Consider the following 20215-nt stretch of genomic DNA (forward strand, 5'->3'; position numbering starts at 1 on the left):
AGAGGTGTCCGCGGAGACAACCCCTCACCCGCCTCGCTTGGCGAGGCACCCTCTCCCACAAGGGGACAGGGTTCAGAAAACCGTGCCGTCGCTGATCACCTTGAGCGGGGGCGAACCATCGGGGCGGCGCGCAAACGCGATGGCGCGGCCGGCGGCCCAGGTGCCACCTTCGAGGATGCTGGCGAGCGGCAATCTCTCCGGCGTGCGGCCGAGCTTGGCGCGAACGAGTTCGGCAAGACGATCGAGCAGCGCAACTGTCAAGGCGCGCCATTCCACGACCAGCAGGGAATCCACCGCATGCGCACGCTCGGCGTCCGCGGCATCGCGCAGGCGCAGCACCTGATGATCGACGAACAGGCCGCCATTGCGGTATTCGGCAAGCCCCGTGAGCCCGTCGATGTCGGTGACGGCAAGTCCGGCGCGCTGCAGCGGCTCGATCAACGAGTAGCTCAGCCATTGTGACAGCTTGTGCAGCGGCACGAGCCCTGCCGTACCGTCGTGCGCCTTGATCGCCGGATGCCGCCAGCAATCGCCGAGCGGGACGCCCGCGAGCTCGAGCCGCGACGGCCAGATCGGCCCGAGCTGGTTCAGCACCGCAGACAGGATCGCGGGCGCAGCGACGCGACCGCCGATGGCTTGCGCGGCGATATGATCGAACAGCCCGCCCGGCCGCGGCGTGTCGTGCAGGCCGAACACGTCCGCACGTTCCGAGACCTGCTTGCCCAGGCGCCGCAGCAGGTCGGTACGTCCCTCGAGTCCGAGCAGCGGATTGGCGTCGCTGACCTGAAAGGCGGAGGTGAGGGAGGCGAGGGGCAGTTTTGCCAGCACATCCGCATCGGCCCTGAACGGCGCGCGGGCATCGTGTGAAAACAGGCCGCTCGCGAACATGTCGAGGCTTGCAATCGCAAGCCCCTCGGACCGGCCGATGGCTTCGCCCGTCACCGCATCGCGGTAGCGCCACGCAGCGCCGGCGCCGGCATCGAGCAGTACGCTGACGATCGCAAGGTCGAACTCGGCGCGCGTCCGCGCTGCGCGATCCGGCCATGATGCGGCGTCCGCAAGCTGGCCCCAGCGATCGACGCCGCCAAGCACGAAGTGCCGCCACCGCGCGTGGAAGGGAACATCCAGCGCCGGATAGGCTTTTCGCGTGACGGCCAGCACGGCGTCCGCAACGCCATCCATGCGGTCGAGATCGATGGTGAAATGTTTAAGCCCGCCAGCAAGGCCGAGCTCGAGCATCTGCCCAGCGCGCGCGCGAACCGCTCCTGCGCGGAGCAGGGAGCGGGCCTGTTGTTCCAAAGCGTCCGCCATCGCGCGATCAGTATTTTTCCAGCGAGCGGCCGACCACGCCGTTGACGTCCTTCTCGGGCGCGATGTCGGTCGAGTAATAGCCGGCGGCCTTCTTCGCGGCGATCTCGACATAGGCGTCGGCGGGGATCAGCTCCGGCGGGATCGGCACGCGCTCGACGATGTCGATGCCCTGCGAGGTCAGCGCGTCGTACTTCATGTCGCTCATCGACAGGAACCGGTCGATGCGCTTGAGGCCGAGCCAGTGGATGGTGTCCGGCATGAGCTGCTGGAAGCGCGCATCCTGGACGCCGGCGACGCATTCGGTGCGCTCGAAATAGGCCGCGGCGGCATCGCCGTCCTCCTGGCGTTTGCGCGCGTTGTAGACCAGGAATTTGGTGACCTCACCGAGCGCGCGGCCCTCTTTCCGGTTGTAGACCACGAGCCCGAGCCCGCCCTCCTGCGCGCCGCGCGCGGATTCCTCGATGCCGTGGATCAGATAGGGCCGGCAGGTGCAGATGTCGGAGCCGAACACGTCGGAGCCGTTGCACTCGTCATGCACGCGGCAGGTGATTTTTGTGCGATGGTCCGGCAGTTTCGTCACATCGCCGAACAGATAGACTGTGGTGCCGCCGATCGGCGGCAAGAAAACCTTCATGTCCGGGCGCGTCACGAGCTCGGGGAACATGCCGGCGGTCTGCTCGAACAGCGTGCGGCGCAGCTCGGTCTCGCCGGTGCCGAAACGTTCGGCAAGGCCGGGCAGGTACCAGACCGGATCGATCGCGATCTTCACCACCGAGACGCTGCCATTGGCATGCACCACCTCGCCGTCGGCGCGCAGCCGCTTGGTCGCCAGCGCCTCGCGGATCTCCGGCAGGTCGAGGCGCGCCCGCGTCACCGCGATGCTCGGGCGGATGTCGGCGCCCTCGGCGATCTCCTGGCGGAAGTTTTCGGCGACGAGATGCCCCCAGGGATCGAGCGCGACAATCTTTGCGGGATCGCGCCACTGCTCGAACGGTCCGATGGTCGCGGCCGGAAAGGTGTTGGTGAGATCGGGCCGCCTGATGGGATCGAGCGCGCCGGCCGACACCGCGAGCGCCCGGTACATCGCGTAGGACCCGCCATGGCTGCCGATCACGTTGCGATCCCCGGCGCGCGACACCGTGCCGATGATCGGGCCGCGGGCGCGCGCGTCGGTGGCGCCCCAATGGATCGGAAAGGCGGCCTTCCGGCCCGGCTCCGGATGGGAGGTCAGGCGGATGTGGTCGGTACGGTTCGCGCGGCTCATGTCCAGGCTCCCAAAAAGCCAACGGCCCGCCGCTTGGACGGGCCAGGCTCGCTGGCGTTGCCGGTGCAGACCACCGGCGACGCAAGCTCAATCCAACATATTGTAGCGGCGAGGCACCACAGACAAGTTAATCGTGGCGCGCGGCCAGCGGCGTCCTCCTGCTCGTCCGGATCGACGAAAAGCACCCAAATGCGCCTTATATCTATGTAATTGTTGGAATTTTGGAAGGGGTGTCGCTGCGCCCCCGAAACAGGCGGCTGGATAAAAGCTGCATATTCGGACATATCGACCGGATCGCCCGGAGACCGCCAATGCCCACAGCAGCCTACATCGACCCCCGCAATGGAAAGCTCTATCCCCTCGACCAGCCGCGCTGGTGTTCGGACGAGCGCACGCCGCTGCTGGTGACGCCGGGGGCGGGGCTCTCGCGCGATGACATCGATGGCCGGACGCGCTCGCTCTGGCGCTACCGGGCGGCGCTGCCGGTCGAGATCGCAAAGCCGATCTCGCTCGGCGAAGGCTGCACGCCGCTGGTCCAGCAGGCCTGGGGCGAACTGCGCCCGTTGTTCAAGCTCGAATGGTTCAACCCCACCGGCAGCTTCAAGGACCGCGGCTCGGCGGTGATGCTGTCGTTCCTGCGGCAGATCGGCATCACAGCCATTCTGGAGGACTCGTCCGGCAATGGCGGCTCCTCCATGGCAGGACTGGGTGCAGCCGGCGGCATGCGGGTGAAGATCCTGGCTCCGGCCTCCACGTCACCGGCCAAGATCGCGCAGGTGCGCGCTTACGGCGCGACGGTGCAGCTGGTCGAGGGGCCGCGCGAGGAATCGGAAGCCGAAGCCATCCGCCAATCGAGCCAGACGTTTTACGCCAGCCACAATTGGCAGCCGTTCTTCCTCGAAGGCACCAAATCGCTCGCCTATGAAATCTGGGAAGACCTCGGCTTCCGTGCCCCCGACAACGTCATCATGCCCGTCGGCGCCGGCAGCAGCCTGTTGGGCTGCGCCTTCGGCTTCCGCGAACTGGTGAAAGCCGGGCAGATATCGAAGCTGCCGCGCCTGTTCGCGGCACAGCCGCAGAATTGCTCGCCGGTCGATGCGAGCTTCAAGGCCGGTGTCGACACCCCCGTCGCGCGCGAGGTGAGCAAGACCATTGCGGAGGGCACCGCGATCAAGAACCCCCTGCGCCTGCGCGAGATCATTGCAGCCTTGCGCGAGAGCGGCGGCGGCACCGTCGCGCTCACCGAGGACGAGATCGTCGCCGCGCTACGCCGCCTCGCGCGGCAGGGCCTGTTCGCCGAGCCGACCAGCGCGAGTGCCGCCGCGGCGCTGGACAAACTGTCCGCGGCTGGATCGATCAAGGCGAACGAGACCACGGTCGCGGTCCTCACCGGCACGGGTCTGAAAGCCGCAACCACCGTCGCCGACCTCGTGCAGTAGGCGCACGACGCGCCGCACTTATCCTCCCCTGGAGGGCTCTCCAGGGGGGAAGAGAAGGCGCCTAGGCGGGCTTCCGCTTTTTGAACTCCCCCGCCAGCACGCGCCACTGGAACAGCGGCGAATCCTTCGGCGGCGACAGCTCCGGGGTCCAGCCGGTGAGCTTCTCGATCACATAGGTGTCGGTCACAACGCCGCGCCAGCGGCGCTCGACTTCGCCGAGCGGCTCGCGTTTTGCCGGGATATTCTCCCATAGCGACGACCGGTTGTCCGGCGTGCGCCCGACATAGATTCCCGCATGTCCCCTGATCTTGTCCATGCCGGGATCGCGGAAATCCTGGAAGCGGCCGCGCTCGTTGATCTCGATGACGGGCACGCGGCCCCGGAACAGCCAGCGCATCATGGCGTAGGTGCGATAGTCCGTGGTGGCGATCCAGGTCGCGCCTGTTTCGTCGAGGGCGGCCTGCGCGCGCGCGGCAACCTGCTCGTAGCCGGCCTCGGCGCCGATCGGATCGATCTTGCCGAGCAGATTCCAGGGCGCTGCGACGTAATAGAGGAATACGATGACGACGAAGGCGATGCCCGAGACGATCGCCGTCTTCGCCCAGAACGGGCTCGACCGGATCATCCGCGCCGACCATTTTTCACGCGGCAGCATCACGAGGTTCACGGCCGCAGAGGCAAAGCCCACCGGCCACATGAACATCGGCCAGGTGTCGCCGACCCGGAGCGTCAGCGACTTCACCAGGAAATAGAAAAACGGCACCAAGACTGCGGTCGACAGCAGGATCGCGACCGGATCGCGCGTGCGATAGCCTCGCCACGCGGTCAGCACGAGCCCTGTCAGCACCACCGGCAGCATGACGAAGCCGACGAGGCCGAATTGCAGACCGATGTAGTCGCCGACCGTCCGCAGCGAGATGCCATAATTGGTGGTGGCGCGCACGCCCTGGAAGCGGATCGAGGCCCAATCGTGCTGCACGTTCCAGATCGAGACCGGCGAGAACACCGCGAGCGCAACCAACACGGCGAGATAGGGGTAGGGGCTGCGCAACCAGCGCCGGCGCCAGTCCGGCACCAGCAGAAAGGCGGCAACCGCCGGCGCGAACAGGATCGCGGTGAATTTCGACAGCATCGCGAGGCCAGCAAACAGGCCGGCCATCAGCCACCAACGGCCGTCGCCGCTCTGCGCCAGCCGCACCAGGGACCATATCATCGCAACCGCGAACGGGATCATGGCGACGTCAGGCGCGACCTTGGCCATCAGCAGGCCGTAATAGAGCGCGGCCTCCGGCATCAGCACGGCGAACACGACCGCGCGCACATCGTGCGTGAGGCGGCGGACGATGTCGGCGAGCAGCAGCTGCGTCACCAGCATCGCGACGATGCCGCCGAAGCGCACCCCGAGCGTGGTGTCGCCAAAGATCGCGGTTCCGAAACGGATCAGCCAGGCGATGCCGGGGGGATGATCGAGGAAGCTGAGCGCCGCCTCCTTGGACCAGGTCCAGTAATAGGCCTCGTCCGTGCGCAACTCGAGCGCGGAGGCATAGACGATGCGAAGCAGCGTCATCGCCGCGATGACCAGCACGGCTACGAGGATGAGACGGCGCTCGGCGCCGTCTGGCTTCTCGGAGATGTCGCGAGCGATCGTCACGGGCGCGCTTTTCCCCGACTTGGGAGGGGGAGTCAATGTAGGCCAGGCTCTCTCCGCGAGTCGTCCCGGCCTGGCGCGGCTTTGGGCGCGCTTGTCCGGGACGACGGCGGAGGGTGACCGCAAGTGCGCGCGCATGTGATCGGGCTAGCTGTCCGCGGGGGGAATTAAACGCTACGCTGGCTGTTCTTCTCCATGAACTGATACAACCGAATCATGGCCACCGCTTCCGTCCACATGCCCGAACTCGTCCGCACGACCAGCGTGCGACAGGTGCGGCTCGTCTGCGGCATCATCCTGTTCTCCTATGTGGTCAGCCATTTCCTGAACCATGCGCTCGGCAACATCTCGGTCAACGCCATGGGGGCCGGTGTCTACTACCACGTGTTGTTCTGGCAGTTCCTGCCTGTTGCGATCGTGTTCTACACGGCGGCGCTGACCCATATGGGGCTCGGCGTCTACGCGCTGTATCAGCGCCGGCAGTTCCGCTGGAAAACCATCGAGCCGCTGCAGCTCGTGCTGGGCCTGAGCATCCCCGCCCTCGTCATGACGCATGTGATCGGCGTGCGGCTCGGCCACACGCTGTACGGACATCAGAAGCTCTATCCGCAGGAGCTCTATCTGTTCTTCATCGGCTCGCCCGGCCGGCTCTGGCAGATGACGATCCTGCTCCTGATCGCCTGGGTGCACGGCTGCATCGGCATCTATTTCTGGCTTCGCCTGAAGCGGTTCTTCACGCGCGCGGCGCCCTATCTGCTCGCGGCTGCCGTGCTGATCCCGACGCTGTCGCTGCTCGGAATCTACCAGGGCGGCCGCAGCGTCGAGCTCGACGCCGACGACGGGGAATGGCGTACGCACAATCTCACGCGTCGCCAGCTCGGCTCGGTCGCCGAAGCCAATACGCTCGACCGCATCGCCGCCGGCCTTACCGTCGGTTATTTCGGATTGCTGGGACTGGCGCTGGCGGCGCGCGGCGTGCGGGCCTGGCGCGAGCGGCGCGGCGGCATGATCGCGCTCTCCTACGGCAACGGCAAGACGGTGCGCGTGCCAAAGGGCCTCTCCGTGCTGGAAGCGAGCCTGCGCCACAACGTGCCGCATGCCAGCGTCTGCGGCGGCCGCGCCCGCTGCTCGACCTGCCGCATCCGCATCATCGGCGACCATGGCGCCTTGCCCCGGCCGTCGCAGCGCGAGGCCTTCGTGCTGGCCCGCGTCGGCACCGCCGATCCCTCGATCCGGCTTGCGTGCCAGCTGCGTCCGGAATGCGACCTCTCCTTCTTCCAGCTCTTCACGCCCCACACGCAGGCGGCGGACGGCCAGGCCACGACGCCGGCGCGCGTCGGCCAGGAGCGCTATCTCGTCAGCCTGTTCGTGGACATGCGCGGCTCGACGCAGCTCGCCGAGAAGCGGTTGCCGTTCGACACCGTCTTCATCGTCAACCGTTTCCTCGGCGCGGTCTCGCAAGCCGTGATCGAGAATGGCGGCCAGCCGAACCAGTTCGTCGGCGACGGCATGCTGGCGCTGTTCGGGCTGTCGACGGATCCGCAAGAGGCCTGCCGCCAGGCGCTGAAGGCTGCCAGCGGCCTCGCTGCAAACATCGACGAGTTGAATCAGCTCCTCAGCCACGATCTGCGCGAGCCGATCCGCTTCGGCATCGGCATTCACGGCGGCGAGGTCATCATCGGCGACATCGGCTACCGCGATCACATCGTGTTCACGGCCCTCGGCGACGCCGTCAACGTCGCCGCCCGCCTGCAGGACATGACCAAGTCTCTGGCCTGCGAGGCGATCGTCTCCGAGGAAGTGCGCCGCACCGCCGGCCTTGCCGACGACGCCCTGCCGCAGCAGGAGGTCGCGATCCGCGGCCGCGACGAGCCGATGGCCGTGCGCGTGGTGGCGGATGCGCGGGAGCTGGCAGCGCTGGTCGATCGCGGCGCCCGGGTGGCGGCGTGATCTTTCACCTCTCCCCGCTTGCGGGGCGAGCGAAGCTCGTCCCGCCCCCGTAAGAAACGGGCGAGGGAGCACACCACCGTCGCTGCTGGTGCTCGGCAATGTCGATACGAGCGTAAACACAGCTTGCTGCGACGCAGCGACATGGACCTTCTGCGAAAGCACGAATTGACTTCATCCGAGTCGTTGCGACAGATGAGCGCGGGATCGCGGTGATGACCGCCGGTCCAACGAAAAGCTCCGGGAGGAGACCACATGTTCGATCGACGCGACCTGCTCACAGGAGCGGGGCTTGCCGCCATGGCGGCCACACTGAATTCCACCAGGGCGCTGGCCCTGGACACCGTGACCCTGCCCTTCGCCAATGGCGAGCGGCCGCTGGTGAAATATCCGCAGAAGCGGCCGATGATCGGGCTCACCAGCCGTCCGCCGCAGCTCGAGACGCCGTTCGCGGTATTCAACGACGGCCCGCTCACGCCGAACAACGCCTTCTTCGTGCGCTACCACCTCTCCGACCTGCCCTACAATCTCGACCCCGATAAGTTCACGCTGGAGGTCAAGGGCAAGGTCGACAAGCCGCTGAAACTCTCGCTCAGAGACATCAGAAAGATGAAGGCGACCGAGATCGTCGCCGTCAACCAGTGCTCCGGCAACAGCCGCGGCTTCTTCGAGCCGCGCGTCGCCGGCGGCCAGCTCGCCAATGGCGCGATGGGCTGCGCACGCTGGCGCGGCGTGCCGCTGAAGGCCGTGCTGGAGATGGCGGGCGTGCAGAGCGGCGCCAAGCAGGTCACATTCAACGGCATGGACGGTCCGGTCAGCGACAAGACGCCCGACTTCATCAAGGCGCTCGATATCGATCACGCCACCGATGGCGAGGTGATGCTGGCCTATGGCATGAACGGCGAGGACCTGCCGTTCCTCAACGGCTTTCCGCTGCGCCTGGTCGTGCCCGGCTCTTATGGCACTTACTGGGTCAAGCACCTCAACGAGATCACCGTCATCGACAGCGTCTATGACGGCTTCTGGATGAAGTCGGCCTATCGCATTCCCGATACGCCGAACAACGCCATCGAGCCGGGCACCACGCCGAAGGCGACGATCCCGATCAACCGCTTCACGATCCGATCCTTCATCACCAGCGTCCCTGATGGCGCGAAGCTGAAGGCGGGAGCTGTGACCCTGCGCGGCATCGCCTTCGACGGCGGCAAGGGAGTCAAGAACGTCGAGGTCTCCACCGACGGCGGCAAGACCTGGACGAGCGCGAAGCTCGGCAAGGATCTCGGCAAATACGCGTTTCGCGAATGGAAGCTGCCGGTGAAGCTCGCGGCCGGCGCCGTTGAGCTCAAGGTCCGCGCCACGGGCAACGGCGGCGAGACCCAGCCCGATACGCCGCGCTGGAACCCGGCGGGTTACTTGCGCAACGTCGTCGAAACCGTTCGCGTCAGCGTGGCCTGAGAGGGAGAATGATCATGCAGCGCACCGTTCTGATCTCCGCCACGCTCGTCCTCGCCGCCGCGATGGGTTCGGCGCTCGCAGCGCCGGTCAACTACAAGACCCCCGACGAGGTCGCTGCGTTCAAGCCCGGGCCCAATCTCGAGGTGGTGCAGGGCAATTGCACCGCCTGCCACTCGACCGACTACATCAACACCCAGCCGCCGATGAAGGACAAGAAGGCCTTCTGGCAGGCCGAGGTGACCAAGATGATCAAGGTCTATGGCGCCCCGATCGACGACGCCGATGTCAGCAAGATCGTCGAGTATCTGGCCGCGACGTATTGAGGGACGCCACGCGGCTTCTCTCACCCTCTCCCTCCAGGCCCTCCTGGGGAGGGTAAGTGCGCCTCACTCCTTCAGATCATTCACCCGCTTCACCCACGCACGCACGTCTGCGAGCACTTGCGGCAGCACGGCCTGGACCTCCGGCACAGTCATGCCGGGCTTGATTCGGGGATCGTAGAGCAAATTGAGGATGTACTGGTCGTAGACGTCGAAATAGCCCATCGAGACGTTGTCGTTGAACATGGTCCAGGGCACGCTTGTGGTGTCGTTGATCGGCCCAAGCGATTGCAGGAGTTCCTCATAGGCGCAGTCGAGGAAGGTGAAATCGCCGTTGTCGACGGTGAGGATGACGTCGGAATGTTCGATCTCGAAATTGTCGTTCTTGCGGAAGCCGGAGAGGCATTGCGGATCGAGCGAGGAGCGGATCTCCCGGGCTTTCTCCAGGCCATAGAAGCTGGTGAGGGTGCGGAAGAAGTCGCGGTCGCGCACCAGCTTCACCCGCACATTCGCCGCCTCGCTGCTGTCGATCATGCCGATGTCGAGATGCTGCACGCGCAAGCCGATGTCGGCGACGACTTTTGCCAGCTGTGTCTTGCGGTCGGCGCGATCGCTCTCGGCGAACACGCGCACCGGCCCGTCGAACTTGCGAATGCGGTCGACGCGGCCGGCGAGGTGGTATTCGGCGCCGAACGCGGTCTTGAGAAAACCCTCGACGATCTCGTTGTCGGTAAAGCTCTTCTTCTCGACGCGCTGGCGTGACGCGATCGCGGGGAGTTCGCCCGCGGCCGCCATGGTAGCGGTGTCAGGGACGCAGATGAGCGCTGCGAGCGCCAGCAGGGCGATGCGAAGGGCAGCCGAGGGCAGGTCCAATGCGCTCATCGTTGCCCAACGCTGCCGTATTCGCGCCGCGCGCACAAGACCGCAAATTCACGCGACCTGCAGGTTCCTGCTGTGGCCGTTCGGTCAGTTGTTCAGCACCACCACGGTGGTACCGACCGAGACGCGGCTGTAGAGGTCGGTGACGTCCTCATTGGTCATGCGGAAGCAGCCCGAGGAGACCGCCTGGCCGATCGTCTCCGGCTCGTTGGAGCCGTGGATGCGGTAGAGCGTCGATCCCAGATACATCGCGCGGGCGCCGAGCGGATTCTCGATGCCGCCCTTCATGTGGCGCGGCAGGTCGGGCCGGCGGGCCAGCATCTGCGACGGCGGCGTCCAGTCCGGCCATTCCTTCTTGGCCGTGATCTTGTGCACGCCGCCCCAGCGGAAGCCGTCGCGGCCGACGCCGATACCGTAGCGCAGCGCCTGGCCGTTCCGGAGCACCAGATACAGCCGGCGTTCGGCGGTGTTCACCACGACCGTGCCGGGGGCGTAATGGCCGTTGTACATGACGGTGGAGCGGGGGATCGGGCCCGAGCCGCCGCCGAAGAAGCTCGAGCCGCCGCGGAAGAAGCTCGGGCCGCCGCCCATGATGTCGCGGGAGTCGAACTCCTCGGCGAATGCGCCGCCGGCCGTGGCGGTCAAAAGTGCGATGGCGGCAATCGGCGCGGCAAAAAACCGGATCATTGTCTCCCCCGGAAAAAATCGATTCAACGAACGTCAGAGGCCATATTTGCGAGGGTTTCGCAAGCCACGCCCCCGTGAGGAACCCCATGCTTAATGAACGGCGTTACCAATCGGCAACTCCGCCAGTTTGCTAACGACCCGTTCCGATCCCATCGGAACGGGTCGTTAGCCAAACCGACGCATCGCTACGCGGGGCAGGGCCGCGATGCCCCCTATTGCTTTGACGAGGCCTTGCGAACAATGATTGATCGGACGGATCACTCGAAATTGCCGGTTGCGGGAGCAAAAAGAATGAACGGTGCGGAAAGCCTGGTGCGGACGATGGTCAAGGGTGGGGTCGACGTCTGCTTCACCAACCCCGGCACCTCCGAGATGCATTTTGTCGCGGCGCTCGACCGCGTTCCCGGCATGCGCTGCGTGCTCGGCCTGTTCGAAGGCGTGGTGACGGGCGCGGCCGACGGCTATTACCGCATGAAGGGCCTGCCGGCCTCGACCCTGCTGCATCTCGGTCCCGGCCTCGCCAACGGCCTTGCCAACCTGCACAACGCCAAGAAGGCCAATTCCGGCATCGTCAACATCGTCGGCCAGCATGCCGTCTACCACATCGACTACAACGCGCCGCTGACCTCCGACATCGAGGGCCTGGCCCGGCCGATGTCGTCCTGGGTCCGGACCTCGCCGAATTCCAAATCCGTCGCCGCCGACGGCGCCGCGGCGATAGCCGCCGCCAAAAGCGCGCCGGGGCAGATCGCGACCCTGATCCTGCCCGCCGATACCGCCTGGAACGAGGCCGAGGGCATCGCCGAGGTGCCGGCCGAGCAGCAGCGCGCCAGCTATTCGCCGCAGGCGGTCGAGCGCGCCGCCAAGATCCTGCATGGCGACGGCGAGGGCACGCTGCTGCTGATGACCGGCAGTGCCCTGAGCGAGCAGGGCCTGGCGCTGGCCGAGCGCATCGCGGGCAAGACCGGCTGCACGGTGATGGGGCCAACCTTCCGCCCGAAGATGGCGCGCGGCCGCGGCCGCTTCTCGATCGACCGCATCCACTACGTGATCGAGAACGCACTGCCGATGCTGGCGAAGTTCCGTCACATCGTGCTGGTCGAGTCAGACGATCCCGTGGCGTTCTTTGCCTATCCGAACAAGCCGAGCATGCTCAAGCCCGAGGGCTGCGAGGTGCACCGCATGACCTCCTGGGGCGAGAATTCGGTCGCGGCGCTCGAGGCGTTGGCCGGTGCCGTGAAGGCGAGCGCCAGGGATGTCAAGCCGCAGGCCTTGGCTGAACTGGTCAAGCCGACCGGCGCGCTGAATTTCGCCTCGATCGCGCAGGCGATCGCCTGTGCGATCCCCGAGAACGCGATCATGGTCGACGAGTCGCTGACCACCGGTCGCGGCTTCTTCCCGCCGACCGCGGCGGCGGCGCCGCACGACTGGCTGCAGAACATGGGCGGCTCGATCGGCTTCTCGACGCCGCTCTCGATCGGTGCTGCGATCGCCTGCCCGGACCGCAAGGTCATCACCATGGTCGGTGACGGCAGCGCGATGTACACGATCCAGTCGCTGTGGACGCAGGCGCGCGAGAACCTCGACATCGTCACCATCGTGTTCGCCAACCGCATCTACCAGATCCTGCGCGGCGAGTTCGACAATGTCGGCGCCGGCGAACCCGGCCAGCGCGCCAACGACATGCTTCGCCTCGACCGTCCGACGCTCGACTTCGTGGCGCTGGCCAAGGGCATGGGCGTCCCCGGCCGTGCCGTCACCAATGCCGACGAGTTCAACAAGGCGCTGGCTGAGGCCGTCGCCGAGCCCGGCCCGCGGTTGATCGAAGTCCAGATGTAGGTCTGCACTTTACCTCTCTCCGCTCTTCTGCGGGGAGAGGTCGGATCGCGCAGCGATCCGGGTGAGGGGCAAGGCAGGCCGCGAACCCACGCAAAGATCTAGTCGTCCGTGAAGAGTGGCTAAGCGATTGAGCTAGAATCGCATTTGTCGTTGTGGACTGTTTTGCGTTTGCAGGGGTTTGATGCTTCGGGCGTCGGAACCTTGCAATTTCATTTTCAGATTCCGTCGAATCGCCAACCATGATTCCGTCATCACATCGGAGGTGGCGATGCGACCGAAGAAGCACAGGACGACGGGATCGGGCGATCTGTTCCGGGCCAGGCTGGACCAAATCATCAATATGAAGCACGAGCTGGTTCAGCTCGCCGGCAAGGTCGATTGGGACTGGATCGACGGCGAGATCGCGCCGCTCTATAGCGAGAATGGTCGGCCCGGGATCGCGAGCCGCTTCATGATCGGGCTGTTGCTGCTCAAGCACATTTACGGGCTGTCCGATGAGGGGGTGTGCGAGCGCTGGGTCCACGACCCATATTTCCAGTACTTCACCGGCGAAGAGTTCTTCCAGCACGCATTCCCGCACGAGCGCTCGGACCTGAGCCACTGGCGCAAGCGGCTCGGCGACAAGCTGGAGCTGTTGCTGGCCGAGAGCTTGCGGGTGGCACACGAGGCCGGCGCGTTACGCAGCCAGGACATCAAGCGGGTCACAGTCGATACCACCGTGCAGCCGAAGGCGATCACCTTCCCGACCGATGCCAAGCTCTTGCACGCGGCGATCAAGGGGCTCAACCGTCTGGCGAGGAAGCACGGGGTCAAGCTGCGGCAGTCCTATCTGCGCATTGCCAAAACCGCGACAATGATGGCGGGACGCTACGGCCATGCCAAGCAATTCAAGCGGCATCAGCGGCAGTTGCGCATCCTGCGCAGCCGACTGGGCCGGATCATCCGCGATATCCGCCGCAAGATCGAAGGTCAGGCTGTGCTTGAGAACACGTTCGCCCTCCCGCTCAGCCGGGCCTCGCAGATCCGCTCGCAGCAGCAGCGCCAGCGCGGCTTCAAGCTTTATTCCTTCCACGCCCCGGAGGTGGAGTGCATCGGCAAGGGCAAAGCAGCCGCGCCTTACGAGTTAATGGCATGGACCACGCCCGCTCTCAGCGGCAACGTGCAGCCCGGCGGGGGGCAGCAGCAGGAGCGCAAGCCATGTCGAATACGAACCTTGTCACAATCGGCATCGATCTCGGGAAGAACACATTCCACGTCGTCGGTCTCGATGCCACAGGCGCAATTACGCTACGCAAGAAGCGGTCGAGAAATCAGCTTGACCAGTCGCTGGGCAATATTCCGCGTTGTCTGATCGGAATGGAGGCGTGTGCAGGCGCACATCATCTGGGGCGCAGGCTCGAGAAATTAGGCCATCAAGTACGGCTCTTGCCGGCGCAGTACGTCAAACCATACCTCAAGGGTCACAAGAATGACTTTCGGGATGCTGAAGCGATCGCCGAGGCCGCTCAGCGGCCGACAATGCGGTTCGTTCCAGTGAAGTCAGCCGAACAACTTGATTTACAGGCACTACACAGAGTTCGCAGTCGATTGGTGACGCAGAGAACGGCGGTCATCAATCAAATCCGGGGCTTTTTGCTTGAGCGAGGGCTACCAGTGCGGCAGGGAGCGGCAGCACTCCGACTGGCACTTCCTCAGATTCTCTCAGCGCCAAACGACAACTTATCGCCTCGCGTGATCCAGCTCATTCAGGACTTGGCCGAGGACTGGCGCTATCTCGACCGACGGGTCGCGTCAATGACGAAAGAAATCGACGAACTCGCTGATCAAGATCCACACTGTCGCCGCCTAATGAGTGCGCCCGGCGTCGGGCCGATCATCTCAAGCGCGATGGTCGCCGCCATCGGAACCGGTGATGCCTTCCATAAAGGCCGAGACTTTGCAGCATGGCTTGGTCTGGTACCAAAGCAAATCTCGACCGGCGATCGAACCATTCTCGGGCGCATATCGAGGCGCGGTAATCGGTACCTGCGAACGCTGTTTATTCAAGGTGCCAGAGCCGTACTTCTGCAGCGTCAGAGTTGGCCTCGGCATGGCTTCGCAGCCTGGTTAGAGGCAGCGTCGAAGCGGCTCCACTCCAATGTCTTGGTTGTTGCCCTGGCCGCAAAACTTGCGCGCATGGCCTGGAGCATGCTCGCAAAGGGCCGTGACTACGACGCCAACCTCCTGGGCCGCACCGCATAAGAAACAGGGGCGGAAAGGAAAATCCAAGGTCGGGATCAGAAGGCACAATAACCCGCCGAGGTTTGCGAGACGGAAAGGACGAATGGAGAAACGGCTCCACCGACACTTCTGAAGCCTGGTTCGACTCCATGGCCCTTCTTGAGGCCGGCGAGTTATTGAGGACAGAAGTGAGCGGATATCCATGATGGCTCGGGGCAACAGCCCCAAATTGAAGCCGGATAGATTGGCGCAAACCGCTTCATCCCTTTGTCGATTCCTCTTGCAACGCGGGCGTGGTCCATAGATCGGCGTCAAAGCCTCCATCGTCACCAACAACCGCCGTTCTCCCGGGGGCCTGTTCGTGCTGCACGCCAGGGCGCTACCCGATAACCCGTACGACGGTCACACCTTGCGGGACGTCATCGACCGCACCGAGACACTCACCGGCTGCGCGATCGAGCGGGCCTATGTCGACAAGGGATACCGCGGCCACGACGCACAAAATCCCCGACGGATCTTCATCTCCGGCCAGAAGCGCGGCGTCTTCGGTGTCATCAAGCGCGAGCTGCGCCGCCGCTCCGCCATCGAACCCATCATCGGACACCTGAAGGCCGATGGTCACCTCGGCCGCTGCCACCTCAAAGGCCGCGCCGGCGATGCGGCTAACGTCATCCTCTCAGCCGTGGGCCACAACTTCCGCCGCATCCTCGCCTGGCTCAGAGAACTCTTGTGCCTCATCCTGCTCCAGCTATGGCGCACGTTCGGCCGTCCCGCCCCGCTCAATTCGCCTTCTTAACGGACGACGATCTATCCGACTCGCACGCGGCGCGCGTTCGACCTATCATTGCAACCGAATTTGCCGAGACGGCCTCTCACCCCACCCTCTCCCCGTAAGAACGGGGCGAGGGAGCGAGAGACCGGACGGGATGCACGAGGTTCGAGATGGGCCCGGAGGCACGATGCAGGCCGAGCTGAACAAGGTGATCGCGGCGCTCCGGGACTTCTACGCCCACGAAGGATTTTTGTTCGAGAAGGACATCGGCGAGCGCGCGATCACGCATCGTTTCGCCGTCTATCTGGAGCGGCAGTTTTCCGGCTGGGCCGTGGACTGCAATTACGACCGGCTCGGCGAGCGCACGCTGCATCTGCCGCACGGCACCATCATCTCGACTGACGATCATCTGGGCAAGTCGATCTACCCCGACGTCGCCGTGCATCAGCGCGAGATTCCCAACAACCTGCTCACGGTCGAGATCCGCAAGGCAAGCAATCACACGCCGCTGGAGCACGACCAGCACAAGCTGCGGGCGCTGACCGACGTGCATGTCTGGTTTCCCTACTGGATCGGCGTGCTGCTGGTGCTGGACAAGCAGCATGTGACGATGTCGGAAGTCTATGTCAGCGGCGCCGTCGACGACCCGCTGTCGCTCTGGTTCGCGACGCGCCTTGCGGAGAACGGCCTCGGGGCCGCGCATTAGGGTGCTTGCTCATCAATGTCAGATTCGGGACGAAGCGGAAGTCGTCTGGCTCCGCCAACATCGACTGCTTATGGATCAGGCCGCTGATCGCCGCGATCGTGGCCTGAGGTCGGCCCAGTTTTGGCTTTAAGACTGACGGCCTGTAAGGCCGTTTTTACACGGCCAAGACCCGAAGCGGTCTTTCACCGGCCTGGTAACGACGTCACGCGGATATGCCATGGTAAACCGTTCTGACCGGAGTCGGCGCCGCAAAACGCATGGCGCACCCTTGAAATGGCGCTCTAGGCCTTTTGTAGAACCTGATCGGAGGTGCCGTCCGATCGGCCCGACTGGCGAACTGTTTGGAGAGGGACCATTCCGCATGGCCAACGACGGTCACATTGCTCAGCTTTTGAAGGGAGTGCGTGCCTGGGTGCAGATCGGAAGTGCCGCAGACGGGCCGCAACTTCGCCTCATTGCGGACGTCGCCGGCTGTGAAATAAGCCCGCTCGTCATCGATTTACTGGGTCTGGGTTCGGGACGGGACGTTCGCCCGTGAACTGCACGATGTTCAGGCGAGCGCGAAATAGAGGCGTCCATTCCTGAATCTGTGTTTCTCTTACGAATCCGAAGACGATTGGTATTAGTGTTGGGTCGGGTCGGGTCGATTTGGTGGGGATTCAGTGCGTGTAACAAGTCATGGCCATCCTTTTCGTCGCGGCAGTATCCACTGGGCTGTCATTGCCACCCTTGCCGTGATCCTGCCCGGCTGCGCCACCCGGCCTGGCCCGGAGGTATTGACCCCGGTTGCGATCGCGCCTGGCGTCAGGACCTTGCAGGTCTACGTGGCGACCACCCGCGAACGGCAAAGTCGGTCAGAAAACGTGTTCACGGCGGACCGTGCGAACGCACTCAACTTTGCAAAATTTGCCATATCGGTCCCACCCAACCACAAGCCCGGCGAAATCGAGATGCCGACCAATCCTTCCGATCCGCAAACCAGCTTTGCAGTCGTGGATCAGGCCGTGATGAGCGAAGCCGATTTCCAAAAAGCCGTCGCCCCGCAAAGAGCCGACCGACGCAAGAAGCAGAAAGTTTTTGTTTTCGTGCACGGGTTCAACAATAACTTTCAAGAGTCCCTGTTCCGGCTGGCCCAGTTGCAGGCCGATGCCAAAATTGACGGGATACCGATCCTATTCTCGTGGCCGTCGCAAGCCCAGGTCGCTGCCTATGCAACGGACCAGGACGCGGCGAGCTATTCGCGTGATTATTTGATGACGTTCCTGACGATGCTGACCCGTAGTCCCGAGGTCGGAGACATTCTCGTCGTCGGCCACAGCATGGGCGCCAAGTTGACCGCGGACGCGTTGCAGCAGCTTCGTGCCGAAGGAAAGAATCAAGTGATTGCGCGGTTGGGTCGTGTTGTGTTGGCGGCTCCCGACATCAACGCGCAGACATTCCGCGCCCAGGTACAAGCTATCGGCCCGCTTAAGCCGCCGTTGCTGGTGCTGGTCTCCAAGGATGATGGTGCGCTCCAACTGTCTAGTTTTATAAGCGGCAGCCGGGTTCCTCGCATAGGAGCTTTGGATGTCAACAACCCGGTTGTGCAGGAGGCGGCTCTAGAGGCCAAAGTGCAGGTTGTCGACATTTCTCAACTCGAATCCCGTGACGGCATGAAACATGACCAGTTCGTCAGCGTTGCCGTGCTCTATTCGCGAATGCAGCAAACCATGCCTAGCCGAACCTCGGCTGGTACGTTTGTCTTGAACGGAGACAGCGCCACGCTCCAACCGGTAGCCAGCGGAAGACAGGCGCTTGCTCAGTGAAGGCCTACGCAAAGTTAGCGTGCAAGTTGGGCATGGTTTGGTCCAACGGGTGTTGGACAGACACTTCAAGGCGATCATTCCGTTTCAGTAGCGGCGCTAGTTCGTGGCCCGTTTGGTCCCTTTGAACCGCAGGGCGATGTCGCCTGTTGGCCCCAAGGCCGACATGATGCATCTCATTTTCAATGTCGCCTTTCAAGAGAAGACGGGACGCGACTAGTGAGTACACAGAAGCCGCCCGCGTGACGCGAGCGGCCTCCTCATCATCTTCCGTGGCGCGCTCAGTGCAGCGGATCGCCCTGGCCGAGCGCGTAGGCGACGAGGTCCTTCAGCGCGAAGGCAGAGCCAGTCACCGGCGTCCATTGCGGGTCGAGCGATAGCACCGAGGAATTGTCGCCGAACAGCATGCCGAGGAAGACCTCGGCCACGATGCGGCCGCCGACGGGGCCGAGCTGCGGCGTGTTGATTCCGCCTGCCGGTGCGCCGGTGGCAGGGATGGCCACGGCGGTCTGGAATTGCCGCGCCTCGGCCAGGATGTAGGTCCACAGCGGGCAATTGCCGGCGAACACGCCGTTCGCGATCGTCGCGATCGGCACCTGCGGATCGCCAGGGCCCGGCTCGTCGACGGCCTTGCCGATGACGATCTGATCGTCGGTCAGCGGCGTCAGGTTCATCGCCCTGGCGACGGCCTGGCCGGAGGGCAGGCCGAGCCGCCAGCCGCGCTCGAGATTGCGCAGCGCCAGCGACGCCGGATTGGACGCCACCTCCGGCGGCAGCTTGCGCAGCGGATCGACCAGCGATGTGTCGATGCGATAGGCGAACTGCAGTCGCCGTTTGTTGTCGGGATTGGTGTCGTCGTCCTCGACGCCGTAGGGCCGCGTGTCGAGATCGATGAAGCGGCCCCAGTCGATGGCGCGCCCCGGGCCCATGGCACGGAAGCCGGTCAGCGCGTTCCTGTCTGGATTGTTCGGATCGGGGAAGATCTGCAGCAGCATGTTGTCCGCGTCGTTCAGCCGGTAGCCGGGGCGGATCATGGAGTGCCCGAGCCGGTAGGCCGCGACCGAGAACTCGACCGGCATGAACGGATAGGTCTTCCAGTGATAGTGGGCGAGCTTGCTGCGGTCGTAGCGCCCTGCGGTCTTCAACTCGTCCAGCACGCTGGCGTGGACGATGCGCGGCAGGAAATCGTTCAGCACGACGTATTGATAGTGGAAGCGGGCGCGCTGCTGCACGTCCTCGAACGACAGGCTGTCATTGTCGTCGACCATGCGGTTGTGGAAGCGCAGCATCAGGGCCTGGAACTGCGAGACGATGCTGTTCTCGTCGTTGCGGGGATCGCCGATCAGCGCGCGGCCCTTGAAGCGTGGCAGGTCGTTGGTGTCGGCGACGCCCGTGCCGCTCAGCTTCTCGCCGAGGCGGAACTTGTTGCCGTCATACATGTAGGGCTGGTCGTTCGGCCCGCGGCCATAGACGTTGTCCAGATCGAACGACGGCGTGCGGAAGTCGACGAGCCCGTCGGGATCCTGCTGCTTGGTCAGCGAGCTGACCGGATCGAAGGTGATGTCGTGATCGACGAACTGGCCGAAATAAGTGTAGAGCGCGGGGATGCCGCTCTCCTCGGCGTCTGGCCCATCCTTGGGCGCGTCGAACGTGCCGACCATCTTGTCGGCGAGTGCCGACAGGTTGGCGACATTGTCGGCGTCGTTCGCGCCGAATTTTGCCGGACTGAGCTTGCGAAACATGCGGCCGAAGCGGCCTTGCGAAAGCGGCGAACGGGTTGCGTTCAATCCGCGCGGAACAATTGCGTGGCGGCTGCTCATTGAAAATACCTCCCTGAAAAAGTCACGACGGAGCGAATAAAGCTAAAGTTGTTCGCAATAGAATATGCAGGCAAAGCTAGATCAGGGATTTTGGCGCGCCACAAGC

The 20215-nt window shown here is 64.3% G+C and carries 14 protein-coding genes and 2 pseudogenes; 10 read left to right on the forward strand and 6 right to left on the reverse strand.

Annotated elements, in window-relative coordinates:
* Nucleotides 1–72: 72 nt before the first annotated feature.
* Both ACRQ5Q_RS06460 and ACRQ5Q_RS06465 read right to left on the reverse strand, forming a co-directional pair.
* Nucleotides 73–1311: a URC4/urg3 family protein gene (locus ACRQ5Q_RS06460; RefSeq protein ID WP_439396543.1), complete on the reverse strand. Its 1239-nt coding sequence runs from the start codon at nt 1309–1311 to the stop codon at nt 73–75.
* Nucleotides 1312–1318: 7 nt separating this feature from the next.
* Nucleotides 1319–2575: a GTP cyclohydrolase II gene (locus ACRQ5Q_RS06465; RefSeq protein ID WP_439396545.1), complete on the reverse strand. Its 1257-nt coding sequence runs from the start codon at nt 2573–2575 to the stop codon at nt 1319–1321.
* A 311-nt stretch (nt 2576–2886) separates the two neighbouring features.
* On the opposite strand from ACRQ5Q_RS06465, the gene ACRQ5Q_RS06470 reads away from it, so the two are divergent.
* Entirely contained in the window at nt 2887–4014 is a 1128-nt protein-coding gene (locus ACRQ5Q_RS06470; protein ID WP_439396547.1) for a threonine synthase, read from the forward strand.
* 61 nt (nt 4015–4075) lie between these two features.
* On the opposite strand, the gene ACRQ5Q_RS06475 is transcribed toward ACRQ5Q_RS06470, so the two are convergent.
* Nucleotides 4076–5581, reverse strand: coding sequence for a glycosyltransferase family 39 protein (locus ACRQ5Q_RS06475; protein ID WP_439399696.1), 1506 nt, complete (start codon nt 5579–5581; stop codon nt 4076–4078).
* A 297-nt stretch (nt 5582–5878) separates the two neighbouring features.
* Here ACRQ5Q_RS06475 and ACRQ5Q_RS06480 point away from each other — a divergent pair, with 297 nt between their 5' ends.
* The 3 genes from ACRQ5Q_RS06480 to sorB all read left to right on the forward strand — a co-directional run bounded on the left by ACRQ5Q_RS06480 (nt 5879) and on the right by sorB (nt 9387).
* On the forward strand, nt 5879–7612 hold the full coding sequence (locus ACRQ5Q_RS06480) for an adenylate/guanylate cyclase domain-containing protein (protein ID WP_439396549.1): 1734 nt from the start codon (nt 5879–5881) through the stop codon (nt 7610–7612).
* A 252-nt stretch (nt 7613–7864) separates the two neighbouring features.
* Complete coding sequence (gene sorA, locus ACRQ5Q_RS06485) at nt 7865–9064, forward strand: SorA family sulfite dehydrogenase catalytic subunit (protein ID WP_439396551.1); 1200 nt, start codon at nt 7865–7867, stop codon at nt 9062–9064.
* 14 nt (nt 9065–9078) lie between these two features.
* Nucleotides 9079–9387 carry a SorB family sulfite dehydrogenase c-type cytochrome subunit gene (gene sorB, locus ACRQ5Q_RS06490; RefSeq protein ID WP_439370757.1) on the forward strand — a complete coding sequence of 103 codons (309 nt, stop codon included), beginning with the start codon at nt 9079–9081 and terminating at the stop codon, nt 9385–9387.
* A gap of 63 nt (nt 9388–9450) precedes the next feature.
* On the opposite strand, the gene ACRQ5Q_RS06495 is transcribed toward sorB, so the two are convergent.
* Nucleotides 9451–10266, reverse strand: coding sequence for a DUF2927 domain-containing protein (locus ACRQ5Q_RS06495; RefSeq protein ID WP_439396553.1), 816 nt, complete (start codon nt 10264–10266; stop codon nt 9451–9453).
* A gap of 84 nt (nt 10267–10350) precedes the next feature.
* On the reverse strand, nt 10351–10950 hold the full coding sequence (locus ACRQ5Q_RS06500; protein WP_439370755.1) for a L,D-transpeptidase: 600 nt from the start codon (nt 10948–10950) through the stop codon (nt 10351–10353).
* A gap of 291 nt (nt 10951–11241) precedes the next feature.
* Between ACRQ5Q_RS06500 and ACRQ5Q_RS06505 the strand changes: the two genes are divergently transcribed.
* From ACRQ5Q_RS06505 to ACRQ5Q_RS06530, 6 genes and pseudogenes are all read left to right on the forward strand, one after another.
* Nucleotides 11242–12789, forward strand: coding sequence for an acetolactate synthase large subunit (locus ACRQ5Q_RS06505; RefSeq protein WP_439396555.1), 1548 nt, complete (start codon nt 11242–11244; stop codon nt 12787–12789).
* A 268-nt stretch (nt 12790–13057) separates the two neighbouring features.
* Nucleotides 13058–13963, forward strand: a pseudogene (locus tag ACRQ5Q_RS06510) (IS5 family transposase); the annotation flags it as partial.
* A gap of 23 nt (nt 13964–13986) precedes the next feature.
* Nucleotides 13987–15030 (forward strand): IS110 family transposase, encoded by a 1044-nt coding sequence (locus ACRQ5Q_RS06515; RefSeq protein ID WP_128944741.1) that lies wholly within the window; start codon nt 13987–13989, stop codon nt 15028–15030.
* A gap of 286 nt (nt 15031–15316) precedes the next feature.
* Nucleotides 15317–15805 (forward strand): annotated as a pseudogene (locus ACRQ5Q_RS06520) (IS5/IS1182 family transposase); the annotation flags it as partial.
* A 163-nt stretch (nt 15806–15968) separates the two neighbouring features.
* Nucleotides 15969–16487: a hypothetical protein gene (locus tag ACRQ5Q_RS06525; RefSeq protein ID WP_439370752.1), complete on the forward strand. Its 519-nt coding sequence runs from the start codon at nt 15969–15971 to the stop codon at nt 16485–16487.
* 662 nt (nt 16488–17149) lie between these two features.
* Nucleotides 17150–18292, forward strand: coding sequence for an alpha/beta hydrolase (locus ACRQ5Q_RS06530; RefSeq protein ID WP_439370749.1), 1143 nt, complete (start codon nt 17150–17152; stop codon nt 18290–18292).
* A gap of 278 nt (nt 18293–18570) precedes the next feature.
* Here ACRQ5Q_RS06530 and ACRQ5Q_RS06535 read toward each other — a convergent pair whose 3' ends face one another.
* Nucleotides 18571–20109 (reverse strand): peroxidase family protein, encoded by a 1539-nt coding sequence (locus ACRQ5Q_RS06535; RefSeq protein ID WP_439396557.1) that lies wholly within the window; start codon nt 20107–20109, stop codon nt 18571–18573.
* Between the last annotated feature and the right edge of the window lie 106 nt (nt 20110–20215).

Origin of the sequence: Bradyrhizobium sp. PMVTL-01 (genome assembly GCF_051861855.1) — a bacterium.
Classification (GTDB): Bacteria; Pseudomonadota; Alphaproteobacteria; order Rhizobiales; family Xanthobacteraceae; genus Bradyrhizobium.

Coding starts and splice junctions, on each gene's coding strand:
- ACRQ5Q_RS06460 (WP_439396543.1), bottom strand. CDS start 1,311: ATGGCGGACGCTTTGGAACAACAGGCCCGCTCCCTGCTCCGCGCAGGA.
- ACRQ5Q_RS06465 (WP_439396545.1), bottom strand. CDS start 2,575: ATGAGCCGCGCGAACCGTACCGACCACATCCGCCTGACCTCCCATCCG.
- ACRQ5Q_RS06470 (WP_439396547.1), top strand. CDS start 2,887: ATGCCCACAGCAGCCTACATCGACCCCCGCAATGGAAAGCTCTATCCC.
- ACRQ5Q_RS06475 (WP_439399696.1), bottom strand. CDS start 5,581: ATGACGCTGCTTCGCATCGTCTATGCCTCCGCGCTCGAGTTGCGCACG.
- ACRQ5Q_RS06480 (WP_439396549.1), top strand. CDS start 5,879: ATGGCCACCGCTTCCGTCCACATGCCCGAACTCGTCCGCACGACCAGC.
- sorA (WP_439396551.1), top strand. CDS start 7,865: ATGTTCGATCGACGCGACCTGCTCACAGGAGCGGGGCTTGCCGCCATG.
- sorB (WP_439370757.1), top strand. CDS start 9,079: ATGCAGCGCACCGTTCTGATCTCCGCCACGCTCGTCCTCGCCGCCGCG.
- ACRQ5Q_RS06495 (WP_439396553.1), bottom strand. CDS start 10,266: ATGAGCGCATTGGACCTGCCCTCGGCTGCCCTTCGCATCGCCCTGCTG.
- ACRQ5Q_RS06500 (WP_439370755.1), bottom strand. CDS start 10,950: ATGATCCGGTTTTTTGCCGCGCCGATTGCCGCCATCGCACTTTTGACC.
- ACRQ5Q_RS06505 (WP_439396555.1), top strand. CDS start 11,242: ATGAACGGTGCGGAAAGCCTGGTGCGGACGATGGTCAAGGGTGGGGTC.
- ACRQ5Q_RS06515 (WP_128944741.1), top strand. CDS start 13,987: ATGTCGAATACGAACCTTGTCACAATCGGCATCGATCTCGGGAAGAAC.
- ACRQ5Q_RS06525 (WP_439370752.1), top strand. CDS start 15,969: ATGCAGGCCGAGCTGAACAAGGTGATCGCGGCGCTCCGGGACTTCTAC.
- ACRQ5Q_RS06535 (WP_439396557.1), bottom strand. CDS start 20,109: ATGAGCAGCCGCCACGCAATTGTTCCGCGCGGATTGAACGCAACCCGT.